Below are 21794 nucleotides of genomic sequence, written 5' to 3'. Positions count from 1 at the left end.
CATGGGATGTGTAACGGCAATTTCCCGCTATTAGTCCATTTTTCGGCCGGCCGTGAATTTTCCTACACTCGATCGAAGATGTGCCGAATCGGGTGTATAAGTCCAGTTGGAAGGAGGTTTCCTGGCAATTATCCCACCGCCACACAGGCCCTCAACGCCAATTCACAGGCACGCTTCGAATTCTGTGCGATGAATGGACGCCGAAGGGCGGATCACTGTGAGCCGACCAAATATCAATCCAGCGATCTCACAGCGTCGGCAGTACCGCGTCCAGCCGCTCGTAGCCCTCGGTCATGCCGCGCTCCATGCCCGAGGACAGCAGCCCGTCGCGGGCGTCGGTGGTCGGGCAGATCGACCGGCCACGCAGCCGGCTGCGGTTTCCGCCGAGGTCCTCGAACCACAGGTACTCGATGTTGACGCTGTCGGGAAAGCCCTCGTACTCGAAGGTCTGGATGATCAGCTCGCCGTCGCGAACGGTGTGGAACACCCCGTTGAACCGGTACTCCCCGTCGCCGTCGCTGTGCAGGTACCGGTAGCCGCCGCCGGTACGGAACTCCCAGCGGTCGATGGTCATCTCGACATCGTGCGGCCCGAGCCATTGCCGGACCAGCTCGGGCTCGGCGTGCGCCCGGAACAGCGCCTGCACCGGGGCGTCGAAGTCCCGGGTGAATTCCATGGCCAGCGTGTCGACCGGGGCGTTGAGTTCGAGTGCCTTCGTCATGATGTGTTTCCTCTTTCGGTGTCGGTGTTCTCTTCGGACAATCCCGCCAGCACGTCGTCCAGCCGGCGGTAGCTGCGTTCGGCGTTGAGCCGGTAGGTGTCGATCCAGGCAGTCAGCCGCTCGAGGGCGGCGGCGTCCAGATGGACGGGACGACGCTGAGCGTCGCGGGTCCGGGTGACCAGCCCCGCCGATTCGAGCACCTGAATGTGTTTCGAGACAGCTTGTTTGGTGATGTCGAACGGTTGGGCCAATTCGTTGACCGTGGCAGGTCCCCTGGAGAGGCGGGCCACGATCGCCCGCCGCACCGGGTCGGCCAGCGCCAGGAACGCCCGGTTCAACCGGTCGTCCTCGCCGCCCGCCATTATCAACCTCACGCTTGATCAATGAATTGGTTGATTACGAGGTTAAGCGCGACGGTGGGGGGTGTCAAGAGTGGATTCGATTGCGCCGGAAGCGGCGTTCAGCGCTTCTTGCGGATGATGGCGCGCAGCCGCTCCAACCGCCCGGAGATCTCGCGTTCGGCCCCACGCGCGGTCGGCCGGTAATAGTCGGTGCCGACCAGCTCATCCGGCGGATACTGCTGTGGCACAACGCCGTCCGGATGATCGTGGGCGTAACGGTAGCCCACGGCGTTGCCCAGCTTCTGCGCACCCGAGTAGTGGCCGTCGCGCAGGTGCGGAGGCACCATTCCCGCCTTGCCGGCGCGGATGTCGCCCATCGCCGCGCCCAGCGCCGTCGTCACCGCATTCGACTTCGGCGCGGTCGCCAGGTGCACCGTCGCGTGCGCGAGCGTCAGCTGGGCCTCCGGCATACCGATCAGCTGCACCGTCTGCGCGGCGGCGACGGCCGTCAGCAGCGCCGTCGGATCGGCCATCCCGATGTCCTCGCTGGCCAGGATCATCAGCCTGCGCGCCAGGAACCGCGGGTCCTCCCCCGCCACCAGCATCCTCGACAGGTAGTGCAGCGCAGCGTCGACGTCGGAGCCGCGCACCGACTTGATGAAGGCGCTGACGACGTCGTAGTGCTGGTCGCCGTCGCGGTCGTAGCGCACCGCCGCCTTGTCCAGCGACTGCTCGATGGTCTCGACGGTGACCCGCTCACCCGCCTCGGCTGCCACCTCGAGCGCGGTGAGCGCCCGGCGGGCATCGCCTGCCGACAGTTGCACCAGCAGGTCGACGGCGTCCTCGGTGACCTCGACCGCGCCGGCGAGGCCACGCGGATCATCGACGGCGCGGCGCACCACCGTGCGGACATCGTCGGGCGTGAGCGGTTGCAACTGCAGGATCAGCGACCGGGACAGCAGCGGCGCCACCACCGAGAACGACGGATTCTCGGTGGTGGCCGCGACGAGCAGCACCACCCGGTTCTCGACCGCCGACAGCAGCGCGTCCTGCTGGGTCTTGGAGAACCGGTGCACCTCGTCGATGAAGAGCACCGTCTGCTCGCCGTGCGCGGCGGCCCGGCGCGCCACGTCGATGACCGCGCGCACCTCCTTGACCCCCGCCGACAGGGCCGACAGCGCCTCGAAGCGCCGGCCGGTGGCCTGCGAGATCAGCGATGCCAGCGTGGTCTTGCCGGTGCCCGGCGGGCCGTAGAGGATGACCGACGCCGCGCCGGAGCCCTCGACGAGGCGGCGCATCGGCGAGCCCGGCTGAAGCAGGTGCTGCTGGCCGACGACCTCGTCGAGGCTCGCCGGCCGCATGCGCACGGCCAGTGGCGACGCCGGCGCGGGGCGGCCGGGTGGCCGGTCGACGGGCGCGCCGCCGTCGGACACGTCGAACAGGCCGTCGGACACGCTTCAGGCATACCACGCCCGTCGGACGCCATGGCGTCAGCGCATGAACCCGTGCCGCTAGCCCGCCGGCTGGGTCACGAAATCGATCAGCTCCTCGACGCGGCCGATCAGCGCGGGCTCGAGGTCGGTCCAGTCCCGTACCCGGCCGCGGATCCGACGCCACGCACCGGCGATGTCGGCCTGCGAGTCGTGCGGCCACCCGAGCGCGTCGCACACGCCGTGTTTCCAGTCCACGCCGCGGGGCACGTCGGGCCACGCCGTCACCCCGAGCCGAGCCGGCTTCACGGCCTGCCAGATGTCGATGTAGGGATGGCCGACCACGAGGGTGTGCGCCCCTCCCGGCCCGCGCCGCACCGCGTCGGCGATGCGGGACTCCTTGGACCCGGCGACCAGGTGGTCGACCAGCACGCCGAGGCGCCGGCCGGGGCCGGGCGCGAAGTCGGCCACGATCGCGGCCAGATCGTCGACGCCGCCGAGGTGCTCGACGACCACGCCCTCGACACGAAGGTCGTGACCCCACACCTGCTCGACGAGTTCGGCGTCGTGGCGGCCCTCCACGTAGATGCGGCTGGCCAGCGCGGTGCGCGCCCGAACCTTCGGGACGGCCACCGACCCCGACGCGGTGCGGGCGGGCACGGCCGCCGGGCCGCGCGGGGCGGTGAGGATGACCGGCTTGCCCTCCAGCAGGAAACCGGGCCCGAGGGGAAAGGACCGGACGCGACCGTTACGGTCCTCGAGGTCCACCCGCCCCCTCTCGATCCGCACGACGGCGCCCACGAAGCCGCTCTGCGCGTCCTCCACCACCATGTCGCGCTCGACGGGCTGTTCGGTGGACAGGACACGCTTGGACCTGTGCGGGTCACGGGCGAGGATGTCGGGGCCGTAGCGATCGTTCACCCGGCTGATCCTAGGAACGCGGGGCCCCGATCTCCGGTTGCGACATACGATCACCGGCGTGCTGATCAACCAGGCCACCGCGCGGGGCATCGCCGACGGCACGATCACGCTGGTGCTGCGGCGGTGGGATGCGCCGCGGGCGAAGGTGGGCGGCACCCAGCGCACACCGGCGGGAACCATCCGCATCGACGGTGTGGTCGAGCGCCCGGCGCGGTACCGGGTCACCGCGGCGCAGGCCCGCGCCGCCGGGTTCGCGGACGCGCGGACCGCGCAGGCCGAGCTGGACCGCAGGCCGGCCGCGCACACCTACCTGATCTCGGTGTCCTACCTGGCGCCCGACGAACGGCCCGACCTGGCCGCCGACGACCGGCTGACCCCCGACGACGTGGCGGCGATCAGAGCGCGGCTGACGCGCTGGGACGCGTCGGGAACACCCTGGACCCGGCAGTACCTGGAGATGATCGGCGCCAACGAGGCGGTGCGCGCACCGGATCTCGCCGACCGGGTCGGCCTGGACGTGCCGCGCTTCAAGCGGCGGGTGCGTCAGCTCAAAGGCCTCGGGCTGACGATCAGCCTCGATGTCGGCTACCGCCTGTCGCCCCGCGGCCGCGCCTATCTGCGCCACACCGCCTGAGGCGCAGTCAGCCCTGGGTCTGCTGCTGTGAGGCGCTGACCGACTCGAGTTTGACGGGATCACTGGTGATCTCGTCGATGACGGCGTGCACGAACCGCATCTTCTCCAGCACCGGCGGCGCCAGCACGAACGGATACAGGTCCTCGCGGCCCATCGAGCGGTTCACCATGTTCAGCGACCAGGCCAACGGCAGCCACAGGTCGATGATAGTGTCGAACCCGCTGGGCCCCAGCACCTTGCGCTCGAAGGTCGCGCCCGCGGGAGCGAACCCGAACGCCGCCGCGGTGTCGAGGGTGTCGCGGATGTGCAGATAGTGCGCGAAGGTCTCGGCCCAGTCCTCTGCGGGATGCATGGTGGCGTAGGAGGAGACGTAGTCCTTCTCCCAGCCTGCGGGCGCGCCCTCGTTGTAGTGGCGGTCGAGCGCGGCCTGATAGTCCAGGTCCGGGTCGCCGAACAGGTCGTTGAACCGCGCCAGGTAGTCGGGCGACGGGCTGACCAGCCGGTAGAAGTAGTAGTGCCCGATCTCGTGGCGGAAGTGGCCGAGCAGTGTCCGGTACGGCTCGTCCATCGCGACCCGCAACTGTTCGCGGTGCACGTCGTCGCCCTCGGCGAGGTCGAGAGTGATGACCCCGTTGGCATGGCCGGTGAAGACCTTCTCGAATTCACTCGACAGGAGGTCGAACGCCAGGCCGTAGTCGGGGTCCGCGTCACGGCCGACGATCGGCAATTTCAGCTCGTGCAGTTCGACGATCATCCGGCGCTTGGCCTTCTCGGCGGCCGCGAACGCCGGGAGCGCCTTGGCGTCGGCGTCGTTGGGCCGGGTGCGGGTCAACGCACACGACGTGCAGAGCCGCCGCACCGGCGCCTTCTCCACCAGCCAGTTGCATTTGGCCAGATACAGATTGGCGCACAACTGGTAGCGGCTCTCGTCCACCGCGCCCGCGTGCTCGCTCTCCTCCTCCGGCGCGATCACCAGCAGTGCCATGTCCTCCAGCGAGAAGCCAAGCCTGCTGCCGCAATTCAGGCACAGCGAGTTCTCGAACGCCAGGCGCTGACCGCAGTTGGGGCAGGTGAAGTCACGCATTCCCGACACCAACCGGCGCGACGTCGACCGCCACCTCGATGACGCTGCTCTCGCTCTCGGTGTAGATGATGCCGCGCAGGGGCGGGACGTCGGCGTAGTCGCGGCCGAAACCCACCACCACATAACGTTCGTCGACCATCTTGTCGTTGGTCGGGTCCAGGCTCAGCCACTGGTCCTGCGGAGTCCACACCGATGCCCAGGCATGGGTCGCGTCAACGCCTATCATGCGTTCCTTTCCCGGAGGGGGGTCGGTCGCCAGGTATCCCGAGACGTAGCTGGCTGCCAGACCGTGAGTGCGCAGACAGGCGATCGCCAGGCGCGCGAAGTCCTGGCATACCCCTTCGCGGGCAACCAAAACCTCGTCGACCCTGGTCGAGACGGTCGTCGAGCCCGAACGGTAGGTGAAGTCGGCATGGATGCGCGACGTCAGCTCGCGGAGCACCTCGACCAGCGGCCTGCCGGGCGTGAAGCTGGGTGCGGCATAGTCCCGTACCGCCGCCGTGATCTCCGGCGGACGCAGGTCGAGGGCGAACTCGGTGGCGAGCGCGGCGTCGGGGCCGACGGGACGGGAGAGCTCCCACGGTGCCCTGGCAGAGCCGCCGGTGTACAGCTCCGCCGGCGGCGGGTCGACCTCCACCAGCGACGTGCTGGTCACGCTCAGCGTGTCGTGGTGCTCGGTGACGTGGAAGTACGAACTCAGGTTTCCGTACCCGTCGCGGCTGGTCGAGCTGTCGGCGGGCGCGGGGTCGACGACGAGTTCGTGGGTCAGGCACCGTTGCCCGGCCAGGTCGCGCGGGGTGAGGAAGCCCCGGCCGTAGGAACTGGTCACCACGTCCGAATACCGGTACACCGTGCGGTGATCGATGCGGTAGGTGCGGGTCGACGGGCCGGCGCTCACGGCAGCACCCGGCGCTCGCTGGGCCCCCACAGCGGCTGCATGTCGCCGGGCAGCGACAGGTGCGTGGTGGTGATCACCGTGGACAGTTCGCGCAACCCGGTGTGCAGATCGGTCAGCAGCGCGACGAGTTCGGGACGCATGCCCTCGTCGTCGACGTCTTCGAGGTCGGCCGGATCCAGCCGGCGCAGCCGGATCGCGAGTTCCTCGGCGAGGCGCTCCGGCCGCGACGACCCCGACGACCCCGGCAGCACCCGCAGCCCGGACCGGAGCCGGTCGAACTGATACACCAGCGAGCGCGGGTTCTCCGAGTCGAAGAGCAACAGGTCCGCCACGGCGGACACGCTCACCGCGCCGAGGGTGCGGCGCCGGTAGCTGATCGACGACTCGCACGCCACCAACGCGGATTCGGTGATCGTCTGCTCGGCCGCCGCGTGCCGCGCGGTGGTCAGCGTGGCGCGCAGTAGCGCCGTCAGGCCGAGACCGCGCTCGATGCGCTTGCCGATGTCCATCATCGTCCACCCGACGTCCTGCACCATCGACTCGGCGGCCACCCCCGCAAGGGCCAGCATGCCCGACAGCGTCTGCCGATGTGCGGCAACGAGATACGCCTCACCCTCGGTTTGCGACTCCGGCGGCGGTCCCGGTGGTCGCAGCACCGCGCGCTCGACGGTGGCCAGCACCATCCAGGTGTCGTTGGACAGCTGGTCGCGCACCGAGCGCGCGGCGAGGCCGAGCCGTTCCACCGCCTGGGCGAGCGAGCCCGGGCGGTGCCGGTCGGCCGTGATCGACCACAGCGTGGTCGGCGCGATCGCGATCATCTCGTGGTCGTCGCCGTCGGCGCCGGTGTCGGTTCCGGTGATCCGTCCGATCGCGGTGAGCAGCACCGGCACACACTCGCCGCCTGCAAGGTCGGGCCGGTACCGGAACTCGTGATAGCGCTCGCGGGTCACCGTGAGCAGCCGCGCCGTGTGCTCCGCGCGTTCGGCGTAGCGTCCCAGCCAGAACAGGTCCGACAGCATGCGCGGCGAGCTCACCGCACGGGTCGGGCTCGGTGTCATCGCAGGCAACCCGGCAGGCAGTCGCTCGGCCCGCACCCGGGTCGACGTGCGCACCCACACGTCCTTTGCCGCAACGGTGTTCATCTCGTAGGCGGCCGCGCCCGGTGCGAGCAGGTAGCCCAGCCCGCCGATCATCGGGGCGTAACCGCTGCGCTGGGCGACGGTGAACAGCCGCATCCCGACGGCGGCCGCCGACAACCCGCCGCGGAGGTGATTGGTGGGCGCCGAGGAGAACTGGGGCAGCTCCTGGCCCACCCACTGCCACGGCGCAGCCTCGATCCGCGCGGCCAGCTCCTCGCGCCGGCGCACGGACAGCTGGGGGCCGACGACGACCTCGTCGCCGGTCACGGACTTGATCAACAGGGACGACAGCTTCGTGAGCAGGTGGGAACGCTCGAGGTCGATGCCGCCCCAATACAGCGGTGCGGTCTCCAGCAGCGGCGTCTCGTCGAGCAGCGACCGGGCCAGTTCGGGCAGGAAGCGCAGCAGCCCAGGGCTTTCCAGGATTCCGCTGCCCAGGGTGTTGACGACGGTGACGGCGCCGCGGCGCAGCACCTCGACCAGTCCGACCACGCCGAGGCGGGAGTCGGCGCGCAGGTCGAGCGGGTCGGCGTATTCGGCGTCGACGCGGCGCAGCACGACGTCTACCCGCTTGAGCGTGCCCAGCGAGCGCATCCACAGCTTGCCGTCGCGGACCACCAGGTCGGCGCTCTCGACCAGCGGAAAACCCAGCACGCTGGCGAGGTAGGCCTGGTCGAACGCCGTCTCGGAGTGGCTGCCCGGGCTGAGCACCACCACCACGGGTTCCTCGGCGGATTCGGGCGCGGCGTCGATCAGCGCCAGTCGCAGTGCCTGCGCCCACGGCGACGCGGGCCGCGGCGCGATGCGCTCGTAGAGGTCGGGGATGGCGTGGGCGACGACGCGCCGGTCCGCGAGTGCGTAACCGGCACCGGACGGCGCCTGCGACCAGTCGGCGTTCACCACGAACCGCCCGGCCGCGTCGCGGCTGACATCGCAGCCGTGCAGGAACAGCTGGTGCCGGCCGGGGACCACGATGCCGTGCGCCGCGCGGACGTATCCCGGGTGGGCGAACACCAGGGCGGCGGGTAGCACGCCGCTGGTGATCGCGCGCCGGTCGCCGTAGAGGTCGGTCAGCACCGCGTCGAGCAACCGGGAGCGTTGCACCAGTCCGGCTTCGAGTCCGTCCCAGTCGGCGGCCGACACGATCAGCGGCAGGGCGTCGAGGTGCCACTGGCCCGGCGCGGAGGCGCCGTCGGCCTGGTCCTGCGGGTCGTGCTGGACGTAGCTGATGCCGTCGTAGTCGACGAGGCCGCGCACGGTCGACCGCAGCCCGTCCAGCCCGTCGCGGCCCCGCTCGCCGATGCCCTCGGCGAGTTCGCGCCAGGCCGGCCGGATGTCGCCGGTGTCGTCGACGAACTCGTCGTAGCGGGCTCCGGCGCCGCCTGCCACGTCGAACAGTGCCTGCTGCGCCCGCGCAGCGCGGTACCCCGCCAGCACGTCGTCGACGTCATCGGCGGCGGGCACCGGCTCCGACGAACCGTTCGCGTGCAGCACCATCAACGCAGAACGGTACGCACCCGGCGCAGGTCGAGAATGCCCGGTGCGCCCACGTCGGTGGACTGGCGGGCCTGCTTCTCCCTGATGTCGGACATGTCGATGCGGCCCGCGGTGAAGCCGGTCGCCTCGAACCGGCGGCCGCGGCGGGATTCCGCCTCGACGGCGTTCACCGGCGGGGTGTCGTAGGAACGTCCACCGGGGTGGGAGACGTGGTAGGTGCAGCCGCCCCGTGAGGTGCCGCTGGCGGTGTCGAGGAGTTCGAACCGCAGCGGACCGTCGACGGTGATGGTGGGGTGCAGCGCGCTGGGCGGCTGCCACGCCCGGTACCGCACTCCCCCCACCTGGATGTCGGGGTTGTCGGTGGCCAGCAGTGGGACCGGCTGCCCGTTGACGGTGACGATGTAGCGGTGCCGGTCGGCCCCGATCAGCCGCACCTGGATGCGCTCCACCGACGAGTCCACGTAGCGCGCGGTGCCGGTGGCGGTGGCCTCCTCGCCGAGCACGTTCCACGGTTCGATGGCTCCGCGCAGTTCCAGCTCGACGCCGCCGAACACGGCGGTGCCGATGCGCGGGAAGCGGAATTCGGTGAACGGATCGAGCCAGCTGGTGTCGAAGTCGACGCCGTGCGCGCGCAGATCGGCCGCGACGTCGGCGATGTCGTGGATCAGGAAGTGCGGCAACAGATATCGGCCGTGCAGATTCGCGCCGTGACGGATCAGCGGGGCGCGCAGCGGCTCGTCCCAGAACCAGGACACCAGCGAGCGCACCAGCAGCGCCTGCACCATCGCCATCTGGTGGTGGGGCGGCATCTCGAACCCGCGCAGCTCGAGCAGGCCGAGCCGGCCGCGGGTGCCGTCGGGGCTGTAGAGCTTGTCGATGCAGAACTCGGCGCGGTGGGTGTTGCCGGTGATGTCGGTGAGCAGATGGCGCAGCGCGCGGTCGGTGATCCACGGTTTTGCCGCCCCGGGCGCGCCGCCCGACGACGGCGCCAGCCGCGCGATCTCGGCGAAGGCGATCTCGAGTTCGTAGAGCGCCTCGGAGCGGCCCTCGTCGACCCGCGGCGCCTGCGAGGTGGTGCCGATGAACCGGCCGGAGAACAGGTACGACAGCGCCGGGTGGCGCTGCCAGTAGGTCAGCATCGACACCAGCAGGTCGGGGCGGCGCAGCAGTGGTGAGTCGGCAGGCGTGCGGCCGCCGAGCGTGATGTGGTTGCCGCCGCCGGTGCCCCCGTGGGTGCCGTCGACGGCGAAGGACTCGGTGGACAGCCGGGCGAGCCGGGCCTGTTCGTAGAGCGTGTGCAGCTGCTCGCGCTGTTCGGCGAACGATGCCGTGGGGGCGACGTTGACCTCGATCACGCCGGGGTCGGGGGTGACCGACATCGAGGTGATGCGGGGGTCCTGCGGCGGGCCGTAGCCCTCGATCACCACCGGGGTCTCGATGGCGGCGGCGGCCGCCTCGATCCGGGCGATCAGGTCGACGAAGTGGTCGAGCTCGTTGGTGGGCGGCAGATAGACGTACAGCAGCCCGGACCGGATCTCGGCGACCAGCGCGGTGGTCGGGGCGGCGTCGGCGTCCTCGACGACGGCCGCCTCCTCGCCGTCGGAGCCGGCTTTCAGCCTGCCGCGCGGCTTCAGCGGATCGGCGTCGTGCGTCGCGGGTGGCGGCTGCCAGCTGATCGCGTCGAGCGGCAACCGCAGCCCGGCGGGCGAGTTGCCGTCGAGCAGCACGATCCGGCCGCGGCGCAGCCGCCAGTCGGCGCTCGCCCAGCCGGACTCGTCGTCGAGGCGGTGCAGCGGCAGCACGTGAGCCGCCGGCGCGGCCACCGATTCGTCGAGCCGGGCCAGCAGGGCCGCGCGTGCGCCGGGCGAGTCCGCGGCGAGGTCGTCGGCGGCCGCGACGGGTGCGCCGTCGGGCATCCGCACCGCGCGGGCGAGGCGGCTCAGCGGGTCCTCGAAGGCCGCGCGGACCTGGGTGGCGGGCAGGCCCAGGCCGGCCGCGATCTCGCCGAGCAGCCGTTCACCGGCGTCGGGGGCGACCTCGACGTGGTCGGGCTCTTCGGGCCACGGGTCGGCCAGCAGCGTGTCGTCATGCCACAGCGGCTCGCCGTCGGTGCGCCAGAACAAGCCGATCTGCCAGCGCGGCAACGGCTCTGAGGGATACCACTTGCCCTGGCTGCGCTGCACCAGGCCGTGGGGCGCCCACACCTTCTTCAGCCGCGCCGCGAGCACCGAGGCGCGGCGGCGTTTGTCCGACCCGTCCGCGGCGATGGTCCACTCCGGGTCGACCTGGTTGTCGATCGACACGAAGGTGGGCTCGCCGCCGATGGTGAGGCGGACGTCCCGCTCGGCGAGTCGCTCGTCGACCCGGGCGCCCAGCGCGCTGATCGCGGCCCATGCCCCGTCGTCGTAGGGCTTCGTGACCCGCGGGTCCTCGTGCACGCGCGTGACGATGTTGGAGAAGTCGAGCGTGGTGTCACACGGTTCGGTGGCGCCGGTGATGGGCGCCGCGGACGCCGGGTGCGGCGTCGCCGACAGTGGGATGTGTCCTTCGCCGGCGAACAGACCCGAGGTGGGGTCGAGGCCGATCCAGCCGGCCCCGGGAATGTAGACCTCGGTCCAGGCGTGCAGATCGGTGAAATCGGCGGCGGGACCGGACGGTCCGTCGAGCGCCTTGACGTCGGACGTCAGCTGCACCAGGTACCCGGACACGAAGCGGGCGGCGAGGCCGAGCTGCCGCAGCACCGACACCAGCAGCCATGCCGAGTCGCGGCACGATCCGATTCCGTTGCGCAGCGTGTGATCCGGGGTGTGCACGCCGGGCTCCAGGCGCACGCTGTAGCCGACGTCGGCGTTGACCGCCCGGTTGATCGCGACGAGGAAGTTGATGATGGCGGTACCCGGGGCGACCGAGAAGTTCTGTGCCCAGTCGCGGGCCACCTCGCCGGGCCCCGACCCCACACCGCCCTCGTCGACCGGCCGCAGATACGGTTCGAGGTCGTCGGCCAGCGCCTGGGGGTAGGTGAACCCCCCTGCACCGGGCCAACACTCGGCGTAGCTCTCGACGAAGAAGTCGAACGGGTTGATCACCTTGAGGTCGGCGATCAGTCCCACGGTGATGGTCAGCTCCCGGCTACGGGTCGGGAAAACAAGTCGTGCAACATAATTGCCGAACGCGTCCTGCTGCCAGTTGACGAAGTGGTCGTCGGGCTGCACGCTCAACGAGTAGGCCTCGATCGGCGTACGGGAGTGCGGCGCCGGGCGCAACCGCACCACGTGGGGGAACACCTCCACCAGTCGGTCGAACGTGTAGCTGGTCTGATGCTCCAGCGCCACCTTGATGCCCATCGGATGATCCCATCACACGGGATCGGACTGCGCATGACGCGCGGCCGCGCGACGGCGGTGCAGATGTTGGTGCAGCCAGAGCACCAGCATGCCCGCGACCACGATCCCGACCAGGTTCAGCAGTAGCTGCAGGGCCGATTTCGCGGCGACGTCCCACTCCCCGACCGTGGCGGCGACCACCGCGAAGCCCGCGGCGGGCACGGTGGTGACCGAGATGAACACCCCGACCAGCGCTGCCGACTTCGAGGACACCAGCGACAGCATCCCGGCCGCCCCGGCGAGCAGCGCCACCACCAGCGAGAGCGGTCCCACCCGGAAGATGTAGTCGACCTCCTGCAGCTGGCGGGTGGTCTCCAGCGGGATCCAGCCGGCCCACTCTCCCGCCAGCACGGCGGCGGCGGTGATGAGCATCGCCAGTGGGAATCCGACCGTCAGCGCGATCGACGCCCGGATCGCCATGTTGCGCCTGCGCCGGACGGCGGCCACGGCCAGCGCCGCGAGCGGCCCGAACTCGGGGCCGACCACCATGCCGCCGAGCAGGGTCACCGTGGAGTCGGTCACAACACCCACCGCGACGAGCAGACACGCTAGGCACAGGAAGGCGAGGAACGTGACGTTGAGCCGCGACTCGTCGCGGGTGCGCTCGGCGAGCTCGTCCCAGACGATGGCGTCGGCCGGGTCGCCCTCGGCGTCCTTCTCGGCCTGATAGGCGGCGGTCGAGACGACGGTGTCGACGACGTCGAGCGTGATCGCGCCGTCGCGCTGCAAGCACAGGTCCTTGAGCTGGTCCACCACGTCGTTGGCGCACTCGCGGGCGATGTCGGCGGTGATCTCGTCCCCCGCCGGTTCGACGGCCGCGTCGACGTGGATCACCACGTGGGTCGCGCCGGGTTCGCTGCGCAGCACCTCCAGGACAGCGTCCCGCCGCTCGGCCGGCGAGATCACCCGCAAATGCAGCACGGCGCTGAGACTAGCCATTTCTCGGGGCGCACAATCACGAGATGGCTGATTGGGCGGAGGTGGCGCGGATCGCCGGCGGACTTCCGGAGACGTCCCCGCGCACGTGGCGGGTGCGCAAAAAACTCGTCGTGTGGGAGCGCCCGTTGCGCAAGGCCGACGTCGAGGCGTTGGGCGACGCTGCCCCTGACGGGGAGATCCTCGGGGCGCACGTCGCCGACGAAGGCGTCAAGTTCGCACTGATCGCCGACCGGCCGGCGGTGTTCTTCACCACGCCGCACTTCGACGGCTATCCGTCGGTGCTGGTGCGCCTGGCGGCGATCGACACGCCGGAGCTGACCGAACTCATCACCGAGGCGTGGCTGGCGCAGGCGCCGCGAACACTGGTGAAGGCGTTCCTGGCAGGCGGCTAGACCCGGCGGGTCAACGCGACCGCGAGTTCGTCGGCCGGCACGTCGTGGCCGTCGGCGCAGCGCACCGTCACGGTCGCCTCGGCGCCGCAGCCGTCGTGCACCAACCGCACCCGCGAGCGATGCGGCAGATGCCGCCTGCCCCACTCGAACATCGACCAGACCACCGGCATGAAGTCGGTGCCGGCGTCGGTCAGCACGTACTCGTCGCGGCTGCGCTGGCCGGGCACCTGGTAGGGGCGCCGGGTTAGCAGGCCCGCGTCGACGAGTTCGGACAGCCGTGCCGAGGTGGCGGCCTTGGTGATGCCGACCCGGCGGGCGAAATCGTCGAATCGTGTTGTGCCGTAGTAGGCCTCGCGCATGATCAGCATCGCCGACTTGGTGCCGAGCAACGCCATCGTCTTCTCGATGGGGCACTCGCCCACCGCAGACCAGGCGTCGCGATCGGCGAGCGGCCCCTGCAGCACTGCCATGGAATCAAACCCCATCCCTGAGTTGTTCTAACTATACCCAGGTGGTATATCTGGGTGCACATCAGAATACTCAGCGCTGAGCATCAGGAGGCAATTCATGGCTGGATTCGCAGGACGGGACGCCGTCATCGTCGGAGCCGTCCGCACGCCGGTAGGCAAGGGCAAGGCCAGTGGCGCCCTGCACGACGTACTGCCCGTTGACCTGCTCGCGCACAGTCTCAAGGAACTGATCGCCCGCACCGGCGTTGATCCCGCCGAGATCGACGACGTGATCGCAGGCGCCGTGACGCAGGTGGGCGACCAGGCGGTCAACATCGCCCGCAACGCGGTGCTCGGCGCCGGCCTCCCCGAGACCGTGCCCGGCACCACCATCGACCGGCAGTGCGGCAGCAGCCAGCAGGCCATCCACTTCGCCGCCCAGGGCGTCATCTCCGGCGCCTACGACATCGTCGTCGCGGCCGGTGTCGAGTCGATGTCACGCGCCCCGATGGGTTCCAGCGTGCTGCCCGGCAGCGATCCGTTCGGCGCCGGCTTCGCCGCGCGCTACCCGGAGGGCCTGGTGCCTCAGGGCATCAGCGCGGAACTGATCGCCGCGAAGTGGGGGCTCTCGCGCACCGAACTCGACGAGTTCTCCGCGAGCAGCCACGAGAAGGCCGCGACCGCCACCAAGGAGGGCCGCTTCGACGGCGAGCTGGCGCCGATCGCCGGGCTGAGCACCGACGAGATCATCCGTCCGGGCACCACGGTGGAGACACTGGCCGGCCTCAAGCCCGCGTTCTACAACCCGGCATACGAGGCACGGTTCCCGCAGATCGGGTGGTCGATCACGCCGGGCAACTCCTCACCGCTGTCCGACGGCAGCGCCGCGGTGCTGATCACCACCACCGAGGCGGCCAACCGGCTGGGTCTGCGGCCGCTCGCGCGCATCCACTCGATGACGGTGGTGGGATCCGACCCGCTGTACATGCTCACCGGCGTCATCCCCGCCACGGAGAAGGTGCTGGCGCGTGCCGGTCTGACGCTCGCTGACATCGACCTGTTCGAGGTCAACGAGGCGTTCGCCCCGGTGGTGCTGGCGTGGGCTCGCGACACCGGCGCCGACCTGGCGAAGACCAACGTCAACGGTGGCGCCATCGCGATCGGGCATCCGCTCGGGGCCAGCGGCGCCCGGATCATGACCACGATGGTCAACGCGCTGGAACAACGCGGCGGCCGGTACGCCCTGCAGACCATGTGTGAGGGCGGCGGCATGGCCAACGCGACGATCATCGAGCGGCTCTAGGTCCCCGCGGAACTCATTCCCGGCGACGAAGCGGCTCGCTTGACGACCGGGAATGCAGTTCCGGCGCGGAGGGGGGTGCCCTGGTTGCGACGGAAGTCAGTCCGCGGAGCTGGTAACCAGGCCCGGTCTCTCGGGTATCTCGCCGGGCCGGTACCCGGGGAGTCGTGATGCCGGCAGGATGGCGACCGCGCTGATCCCGGCCAGGATCAGCAGACCGAGTTTGAGTGCCCGTAGCCGCGCGTCGGTGTTGATCTGCACCGCGGCATCCACTTCGGCGTCCGAGGCATCGGTTCTTGAGAGGACCTCGCGCAGCTGGTCGTTGCTGATGAAGTTGACCTGATCGAGGTCGACCTGGGCGATGAGCCGGTCCGGGATGGCCACGTCGTTGATCACGGCCTGCCCGACGTTGAGGGACAGGATGCCGACGAGCATGGCCCCGGCGAGCGCTGTGCCGACCGCCGAGGCGAGGTTCTGTGTGGTGCCGCGCACCGAGCCGACATCACCGGCCAACTCTTTGGGCGCCGCGGTCACCAGGACGTTGAAGACAAGTGTCACCAGGGCACCCTGGCCGATGCCGAAGACGATCAGCCCGAAGATCGTCGGCAGCGTCTCCCAGTTGTTGGTGACGACGAACGACAGCCACAGCAGCGCGGCGGTTGTCAGCGTGAAGGAGGAGACCCCGATGACGCGTGGGCTGAATCGTTTGTAGAACCGCACCACCAGCGTTGCGGTGATGAACACCGTCAGGTTGAACGGCAACATCGCCAGCGAGGTGTCGAACGGTGTTCGACCCTGGACGATCTGGATGTACAAGGGCACCGTGAAGTTCAGTGCGGCCTCCAGCGACACCACGACGAACATCGCATACACCGCGGCCCGCTCCCGGGACGAGCCGAACACCGACAGACTCACCAACGGAACCTTGTCGGTCCGAGTCCGGTGCCGCGTCCACACGAAGAACGCCTGCCCCAGCACGATTCCGATGAGCACCAGCACCGGCGCCGGCGACAACCCGCCGATGTCGAACGGCGCCGCACCGGTCGCCTGCAGCACGCCCCACCCGTTGAGGTTGTTGAAACCGAGGGTCAGCGCCACGATGCCGCTGCCGATCAGCAACGCAGCCAGGACGTCGATCTGGACCGACTTGTCTCCGGCTGCGGAGTGCAGACGGAAGCTGAAGAGGAAGACCGCGATCGCCAGCGCAAGGACGACCATGAAGACCGGGCGCCAGCCCACGAAGGTGCCGAGCGTGCCGCCGATCAGAAACGCACTGACTCCGGACAGTGCCCGCGCCGAACCGAGTGAACCGACAGCGGTAGCCTGTTGCGCGCCACGGTAATTGGCAGCAATCAACGCCACCAACGAGGGCACGATGATCGCCGCCGACGCGCCTGCCACCGCCTGTGCGGCGATCACCCACGTGACCGAGGGCGCGAGGATCATCATCAGCGCTGAACCGGCGAACGCAGCGACCACGAACCGGAAGACCACGATCCAGCCGATGCGGTGTCCGAGCTTGGCGCCCACCATGACCAGCGCTGCCACCACCAGTCCGTAGGTGACGATGGCGGTGCTGACCGCGGTCGGCGGTACCCCGAAATCCTCGACCATCCCGCCGATCGAGACGGGGAGCGCCGCGACGTTGAAGGACATCAGCATCTGGGCCAGGAACAGCGCCACCATCGGGATCCACGAGACCCGTTCGTCGGTGTGCGGTGACGGTTGAGTGGTCACGCGCGGTCCTTCCTCTGAGCGGCGAGAGTATGGGCGTGGGAAGCGAAGATGTTGAGGCCCAACACCCGTGACAGGTACGCCGTTGCCCGTTGTCCGCGCACGCTGTTACCGGCCGCGTCCAGGGGTGGGGAGAAGGTACCGATGCCGGCCTTGCCCGGGGCCACCGTCACCAGGCCGCCCGCCACGCCCGATTTACCCGGCAATCCGATTTCGAACAGCCATTCCCCGGACCGCTCGTAAGCACCGTTGGCCGCAAGGATCGCCAAGGTGTCCCGGCAGACCCCGGCCGAGACCACTCGCTGTCCGGTCACGGGGTTCACTCCCCCGTCAGCAAGCGTCGCACCCATCACCGCCAGGTCCCTCGCGGTCACCCGCAGCGCACACTGGCGGGTGTAGACATCGACCACGGCCAGCGGATCCAACTCGATACGGCCGTAGCTCTCCAGCAGGCGTGCGATCGCCCGGTTGCGTTGATTGGTGTCGGCTTCCGAGCGGTACACGGTGTCGTCGACGGTCAGGGGGCGGCCGGCGAACGCCGACAATCCCGAAACGATGTTGTCCCACTGTTCGTCCGGGGTGGCGCCGGGCATCAACGCGGTCGTGGCGATCGCGCCGGCGTTGACCATCGGATTCATCGGATGGCCGTCGTTGAGTTCGATCGCGATCACCGAATTGAAGGCCAGGCCGGTGTTGTTCACCCCGATCCGGTCGCGCACCACCTCGTGGCCGTACTCCTGGCACACCAACGCGCAGACGAAGGCCTTGGAGATGGACTGGATGGAGAATTCGACCTGGATGTCACCCGCCGTGTGCACGCCGCCGTCGACCTCGGCGACACAGACGGCGAACAATTCCGGATCGGCTTGCGCCAACACCGGAATGTAGTCGGCGACCGTACCGTCGGCGTCGGACTTGAAGCGCCGGTGCGCCGCTTCGACCAGTGACTCGACCTCGGACCACTCGGGCAGGTGGCCGGTATACGCCGCCTGGGCGACGTCCCCCACGTCGACATCCATTTTCCGAACCCTCCCCGAGCGCAGCCCGCGGCGACCACGGCACGTGCGCCTGCGGACATTCGGAGCCTAGGCGACCACACAGCAGGGCGGAGTGTGTTCGAGGGGCTGCGCTCCGCCCGGCCATATGCGCGCTTGTGCCCGACGGCGAATTCGCCGGAACGGCATTCCCGGCGACGAAGCGGCTCGCTTGATGACCGGGAATGCAGTTCCGGCGCGAAGGGCCGGCGCGACGACTACGCCCGGACGAGCTCGAAGAGCGGAATGACGCGGTCGGTCTTCGACTGGTACTCGCCGAACTGTGGAGCCAGCTCGACGACGCGGGGGTACAGCGCGTTGCGCTCGTCCAGCGGCAGCTCGTGGGCGTCGGCGTCGAAGGCCTCGGTGCCGATCTCCACATGCACTCTCGGATTGGCCCGCAGGTTGTGCACCCAGGCCGGCGCCTTCGGTGCGCCGCCGAAGGAACCGGCGATCAGGATCCGGCCGTCGACGGGGAAATACACCAACGGCGACACCCGCGGCTTCCCGGACTTGGCGCCGACGTTGGTCATCAGCACGATGTCGGAGCCGGCGAACGGACCGCCGACCTTGCCGCCGTTGGCCCGGAACTCCTCGACCACCTTGCGATTGACGTCGTCGAGCACGTCGCGGTCGGACGCCATCTTGTCTGCGTCGAAATCGTTGTCGAATTCAGTCACGACACAAGTCGACCGCGGCGAGGGCGAATCTATTCCCGGCGCGTCAGCTCGAACAGCGGGATGGCCCGATCGGTCTTGGCCTGGTAGTCGGCGAAGACCGGCGCCAACTCGACGATCTTCGGGTACGTCGCGTCGCGCTCGTCGGCGGGCAGCTCGCGCACGTCGACGTCGTAGGCCTCGGTGCCCACCTCGATGTGTGCGCGGGGGTGTGCCCGCAGGTTGTGCACCCACGCCGGGTCCTTGGGCGCGCCGGCGTAGGAGCCGACGATCAGCATCCTGCCGTCGACGGTCAGGTAGGCCAGCGGCGACAGCCGGGGCTTGCCGCTCTTGGCGCCGGTGGTGTGCAGCAACAGCAGGGTGCCGCCCTCGAAGGGACCGCCGACCTTGCCGCCGTTGGCGCGGAACTCCTCGACGATGGCCTTGTTGAAGTCGTCCAGCGCCGCGGTGTCCGCGACGAGCTTGTCCTTGTCGATGTCGCTCATGGTTGATCAGACTTCTTCGGCTTGGCGTCTATTCCCGACTCCCTGCGCTGCTGCGCGGTGATCGGCGCCGGCGCCCCGGTCAGCGGGTCGGCGCCGCCGCCGGACTTCGGGAACGCGATCACCTCGCGGATCGAGTCCGTGCCGGCAAGCAGCGCCGTGATGCGATCCCAGCCGAAGGCGATCCCGCCGTGCGGCGGCGCGCCGAAGGTGAACGCCTCCAACAGGAAGCCGAACTTCTCCTGCGCCTCGTCGCGGTCGATGCCCATCATCGCGAACACCCGCTCCTGGACGTCGCGACGGTGGATACGGATCGACCCGCCGCCGATCTCGTTGCCGTTGCAGACGATGTCATAGGCGTTGGCCAGGGCGGCGCCCGGATCGGTGTCGAAGATCGCCTCCGACTCGGGCTTGGGTGCCGTGAACGCATGGTGCACGGCCGTCCACGCCCCGGATCCGACCGCGACATCGCCCGCGGCCGTTGCCTCTTCGGCCATCTCGAACAGCGGCCAGTCCACCACCCAGGTGAAGGCCCAGGCGGTCGGGTCGATCATGTCGAGCCGCTTGGCGATCTCGATGCGCGCGGCGCCGAGCAGTGCGCGCGCCGAGCGGGCGGTACCGGCGGCGAAGAACACACAGTCCCCCGGTGCGGCGCCGACGTGGGCGGCCAGGCCGTCGCGTTCGGCGTCGGTGAGGTTCTTGGCGACCGGGCCGCCGAGTGTGCCGTCCTCGCCGACCAGCACGTAGGCCAGCCCCTTGGCGCCACGCTGCTTGGCCCACTCCTGCCAGCCGTCGAGCGTCCGCCGTGGCTGCGAGGCGCCGCCCGGCATCACCACCGCACCGACGTAGGGCGACTGGAAGACGCGGAACGGCGTCTCGGCGAAGTACTCGGTGCACTCGACGAGTTCCAGGTCGAAGCGCAGGTCGGGCTTGTCGGAGCCGAAGCGGCGCATCGCGTCGTCGTAGGTGATCCGCGGCAGCGGCAGCGGCAGGTCGTAGCCGATCAACGCCCACAGTGCGCGCAGCACCTGCTCGGAGATCGCGATGACGTCCTCGGCGTCGACGAAGCTCATCTCCATGTCGAGCTGGGTGAACTCCGGCTGCCGGTCGGCCCGGAAGTCCTCGTCGCGGTAGCAGCGGGCGATCTGGTAGTAGCGCTCCATGCCCGCCACCATCAGCAGCTGCTTGAACAGCTGCGGGCTCTGCGGCAGCGCGTAGAACGATCCGGGCTGCAGCCGGGCAGGCACCAGGAAGTCGCGCGCCCCCTCCGGCGTCGACCGCGTCATCGTCGGCGTCTCGATCTCGACGAAGTCGTGATCGGCGAGCACCGCCCTGGCGGCAGCATTGACCCGCGACCGCAACCGGATCGCCTGGCCGGGCCCCTCGCGGCGCAGGTCGAGGTAGCGGTACCGCAGCCGCGCCTCCTCGCCGGCGACCTCGTCGAGCTGGAACGGCAGCGGTGCGCTCTCGCTCAGCACGGTGAGCGACGTGGCGTTCACCTCGATCTCACCGGTCGCGATCTCGGCGTTCGCGTTGCCCTCGGGCCGGGTCTCCACCACGCCCTCGACGGCGACGCAGAACTCGGCCCGCAGCCGGTGGGCTGCCTCGAGCACCCCCGCCTCGCGGAAGACCACCTGGGTCACCCCCGACGCATCCCGCAGATCGATGAAGATGACGCCGCCGTGGTCGCGCCGGCGCGCCACCCAGCCGGCCAGCGTCACCGTCTGACCGGTGTCGGCGGGCCGCAACGAACCGGCGGCATGACTGCGCAGCACGAAATCTCCTGGGGGTTGCCTGACAAGACGACCGCCACAGTGTAGTGGTGGCACCCGCGTCGGTAGCTTGGCGCGTATGGGCACACGCGTCGCGGTCATCGGTCCCGGGGCCATCGGCGCCACCGTCGCCGCCTACCTGCACGCCGCAGGCCAGCCGGTGCTGCTGTGCGGCCGCAGCGCCCGTGACGGCGTCGAGGTACGCCGCGACGACCGGGACCCGATCGTCGTGCCCGGGCCGGTGCACACCGATCCCACCGCCGTCGAGGCGGCGGTCGACGTCGTGCTGCTGGCCGTCAAGGACACCCAGAACGAACAGGCCGGCCAGTGGCTGGCCCGACTGGCCGACGAGAACACCGTGGTCTGCGCGCTGCAGAACGGGGTCGAGCAGACCGAGCGGGTGGGCAGGTACTGCCCGGCGGCGACGGTGGTGCCCGCCGCGGTGTGGATCTCGGCGGAGGTGCAGGCGCAGGGCTGGGTCCGGCTGCGCACCGACGCGCGGCTCGTGCTGCCCGACACCCCGGCGGCCGGGACACTCGCCGACCTGCTGCGGCCCACCGGGATGACCGTGGAGCTCGAACCGGATTTCATCTCCGCCGCCTGGCACAAGCTGCTGATGAACGCCGTCATCGGGTTGATGGTCCTCACCGGCCGGCGGACCGGGATGTTCCGCCGCGACGACGTCGACGCGCTGGCGCGGCGCTACCTCGCCGAGTGCCTCGCGGTGGCACGCGCGGACGGCGCCACCCTCGGCGACGGCGTGGCCGAAGAGATCCTCGGGATGCTGCGGCAGTCGCCGCCGGACATCACCACCTCGATGCTGACCGACCGCGAGGCACACCGGCCGCTGGAGTGGGACATCCGCAACGGCGTGATCGCCCGCAAGGCGGCGGGCTACGGGGTGGCGACGCCAGTCAGCGATGTGCTGGTGCCCCTGCTCGCGGCGGCCAGTGACGGCCCCGGCTAG

General features: G+C 69.9%; 19 protein-coding genes. 4 read left to right on the top strand and 15 right to left on the bottom strand.

The genetic code is table 11. The features are described 5' to 3' along the window. Positions 1-247 precede the first annotated feature (247 nt). From O6P37_RS11640 to O6P37_RS11625, 4 genes are all read right to left on the bottom strand, one after another. On the bottom strand, positions 248-721 hold the full coding sequence (locus O6P37_RS11640; protein WP_269894226.1) for an SRPBCC family protein: 474 nt from the start codon (positions 719-721) through the stop codon (positions 248-250). Then, positions 718-1083 carry an ArsR/SmtB family transcription factor gene (locus tag O6P37_RS11635; protein ID WP_269894225.1) on the bottom strand — a complete coding sequence of 122 codons (366 nt, stop codon included), beginning with the start codon at positions 1081-1083 and terminating at the stop codon, positions 718-720. Before O6P37_RS11635 ends, O6P37_RS11640 begins: the two co-directional genes overlap by 4 nt. A 98-nt stretch (positions 1084-1181) precedes the next feature. Next, on the bottom strand, positions 1182-2516 hold the full coding sequence (locus O6P37_RS11630) for a replication-associated recombination protein A (protein ID WP_269894224.1): 1335 nt from the start codon (positions 2514-2516) through the stop codon (positions 1182-1184). A 57-nt stretch (positions 2517-2573) separates the two neighbouring features. Continuing rightward, entirely contained in the window at positions 2574-3413 is an 840-nt protein-coding gene (locus O6P37_RS11625) for a DUF3097 domain-containing protein (protein WP_269894223.1), read from the bottom strand. A gap of 58 nt (positions 3414-3471) precedes the next feature. On the opposite strand from O6P37_RS11625, the gene O6P37_RS11620 reads away from it, so the two are divergent. Next, positions 3472-4047 (top strand): hypothetical protein, encoded by a 576-nt coding sequence (locus tag O6P37_RS11620; RefSeq protein ID WP_269894222.1) that lies wholly within the window; start codon positions 3472-3474, stop codon positions 4045-4047. 7 nt (positions 4048-4054) lie between these two features. Here O6P37_RS11620 and O6P37_RS11615 read toward each other — a convergent pair whose 3' ends face one another. Genes O6P37_RS11615 through O6P37_RS11595 form a run of 5 tightly spaced genes read right to left on the bottom strand, consistent with a single transcriptional unit; the run spans position 4055 to position 12969 of the window. Then, positions 4055-5131, bottom strand: a complete 1077-nt coding sequence (locus tag O6P37_RS11615) for a zinc-binding metallopeptidase family protein (RefSeq protein ID WP_269894221.1) — start codon at positions 5129-5131, stop codon at positions 4055-4057. After that, positions 5124-6029, bottom strand: a complete 906-nt coding sequence (locus O6P37_RS11610; RefSeq protein WP_269894220.1) for a transglutaminase family protein — start codon at positions 6027-6029, stop codon at positions 5124-5126. Before O6P37_RS11610 ends, O6P37_RS11615 begins: the two co-directional genes overlap by 8 nt. Beyond that, complete coding sequence (locus O6P37_RS11605) at positions 6026-8665, bottom strand: circularly permuted type 2 ATP-grasp protein (protein WP_269894219.1); 2640 nt, start codon at positions 8663-8665, stop codon at positions 6026-6028. Before O6P37_RS11605 ends, O6P37_RS11610 begins: the two co-directional genes overlap by 4 nt. Continuing rightward, a complete protein-coding gene (locus tag O6P37_RS11600; RefSeq protein WP_269894218.1) occupies positions 8665-12009 on the bottom strand; it encodes a transglutaminase family protein in 3345 nt (1114 codons plus the stop codon). The genes O6P37_RS11605 and O6P37_RS11600 overlap by 1 nt, the downstream gene beginning before the upstream one ends. Before the next feature lie 12 nt (positions 12010-12021). Further along, entirely contained in the window at positions 12022-12969 is a 948-nt protein-coding gene (locus O6P37_RS11595) for a DUF389 domain-containing protein (protein ID WP_269894217.1), read from the bottom strand. Between the two features lie 41 nt (positions 12970-13010). Between O6P37_RS11595 and O6P37_RS11590 the strand changes: the two genes are divergently transcribed. Continuing rightward, the gene (locus O6P37_RS11590) at positions 13011-13379 is read left to right on the top strand and encodes an MmcQ/YjbR family DNA-binding protein (protein ID WP_269894216.1); all 369 of its coding nucleotides are present in this window, start codon (positions 13011-13013) and stop codon (positions 13377-13379) included. On the opposite strand, the gene O6P37_RS11585 is transcribed toward O6P37_RS11590, so the two are convergent. Next, the gene (locus O6P37_RS11585) at positions 13376-13849 is read right to left on the bottom strand and encodes a winged helix-turn-helix transcriptional regulator (RefSeq protein WP_269894215.1); all 474 of its coding nucleotides are present in this window, start codon (positions 13847-13849) and stop codon (positions 13376-13378) included. The genes O6P37_RS11590 and O6P37_RS11585 overlap by 4 nt on opposite strands. Before the next feature lie 97 nt (positions 13850-13946). On the opposite strand from O6P37_RS11585, the gene O6P37_RS11580 reads away from it, so the two are divergent. Further along, complete coding sequence (locus O6P37_RS11580; RefSeq protein ID WP_269894214.1) at positions 13947-15131, top strand: thiolase family protein; 1185 nt, start codon at positions 13947-13949, stop codon at positions 15129-15131. A 96-nt stretch (positions 15132-15227) separates the two neighbouring features. Here O6P37_RS11580 and O6P37_RS11575 read toward each other — a convergent pair whose 3' ends face one another. From O6P37_RS11575 to aspS, 5 genes are all read right to left on the bottom strand, one after another. Further along, complete coding sequence (locus O6P37_RS11575) at positions 15228-16865, bottom strand: MFS transporter (RefSeq protein ID WP_269894213.1); 1638 nt, start codon at positions 16863-16865, stop codon at positions 15228-15230. Beyond that, the gene (gene glsA / locus O6P37_RS11570; RefSeq protein ID WP_269894212.1) at positions 16862-17881 is read right to left on the bottom strand and encodes a glutaminase A; all 1020 of its coding nucleotides are present in this window, start codon (positions 17879-17881) and stop codon (positions 16862-16864) included. Before glsA ends, O6P37_RS11575 begins: the two co-directional genes overlap by 4 nt. A gap of 233 nt (positions 17882-18114) precedes the next feature. Then, the gene (locus O6P37_RS11565; RefSeq protein ID WP_269894474.1) at positions 18115-18540 is read right to left on the bottom strand and encodes a nitroreductase family deazaflavin-dependent oxidoreductase; all 426 of its coding nucleotides are present in this window, start codon (positions 18538-18540) and stop codon (positions 18115-18117) included. Positions 18541-18605: 65 nt separating this feature from the next. After that, positions 18606-19058 carry a nitroreductase family deazaflavin-dependent oxidoreductase gene (locus O6P37_RS11560; RefSeq protein WP_269894211.1) on the bottom strand — a complete coding sequence of 151 codons (453 nt, stop codon included), beginning with the start codon at positions 19056-19058 and terminating at the stop codon, positions 18606-18608. Further along, positions 19055-20830: an aspartate--tRNA ligase gene (aspS, locus tag O6P37_RS11555; protein ID WP_269894210.1), complete on the bottom strand. Its 1776-nt coding sequence runs from the start codon at positions 20828-20830 to the stop codon at positions 19055-19057. Before aspS ends, O6P37_RS11560 begins: the two co-directional genes overlap by 4 nt. A 76-nt stretch (positions 20831-20906) precedes the next feature. Between aspS and O6P37_RS11550 the strand changes: the two genes are divergently transcribed. Continuing rightward, complete coding sequence (locus tag O6P37_RS11550; protein WP_269894209.1) at positions 20907-21794, top strand: oxidoreductase; 888 nt, start codon at positions 20907-20909, stop codon at positions 21792-21794.

It is taken from the genome of Mycobacterium hippophais, assembly GCF_027529605.1.
Lineage (GTDB): Bacteria > Actinomycetota > Actinomycetes > Mycobacteriales > Mycobacteriaceae > Mycobacterium > Mycobacterium arseniciresistens.
The sequence above is the reverse complement of the archived record's forward strand: the minus strand, read 5'-3'. Positions and strand labels throughout refer to the sequence as shown.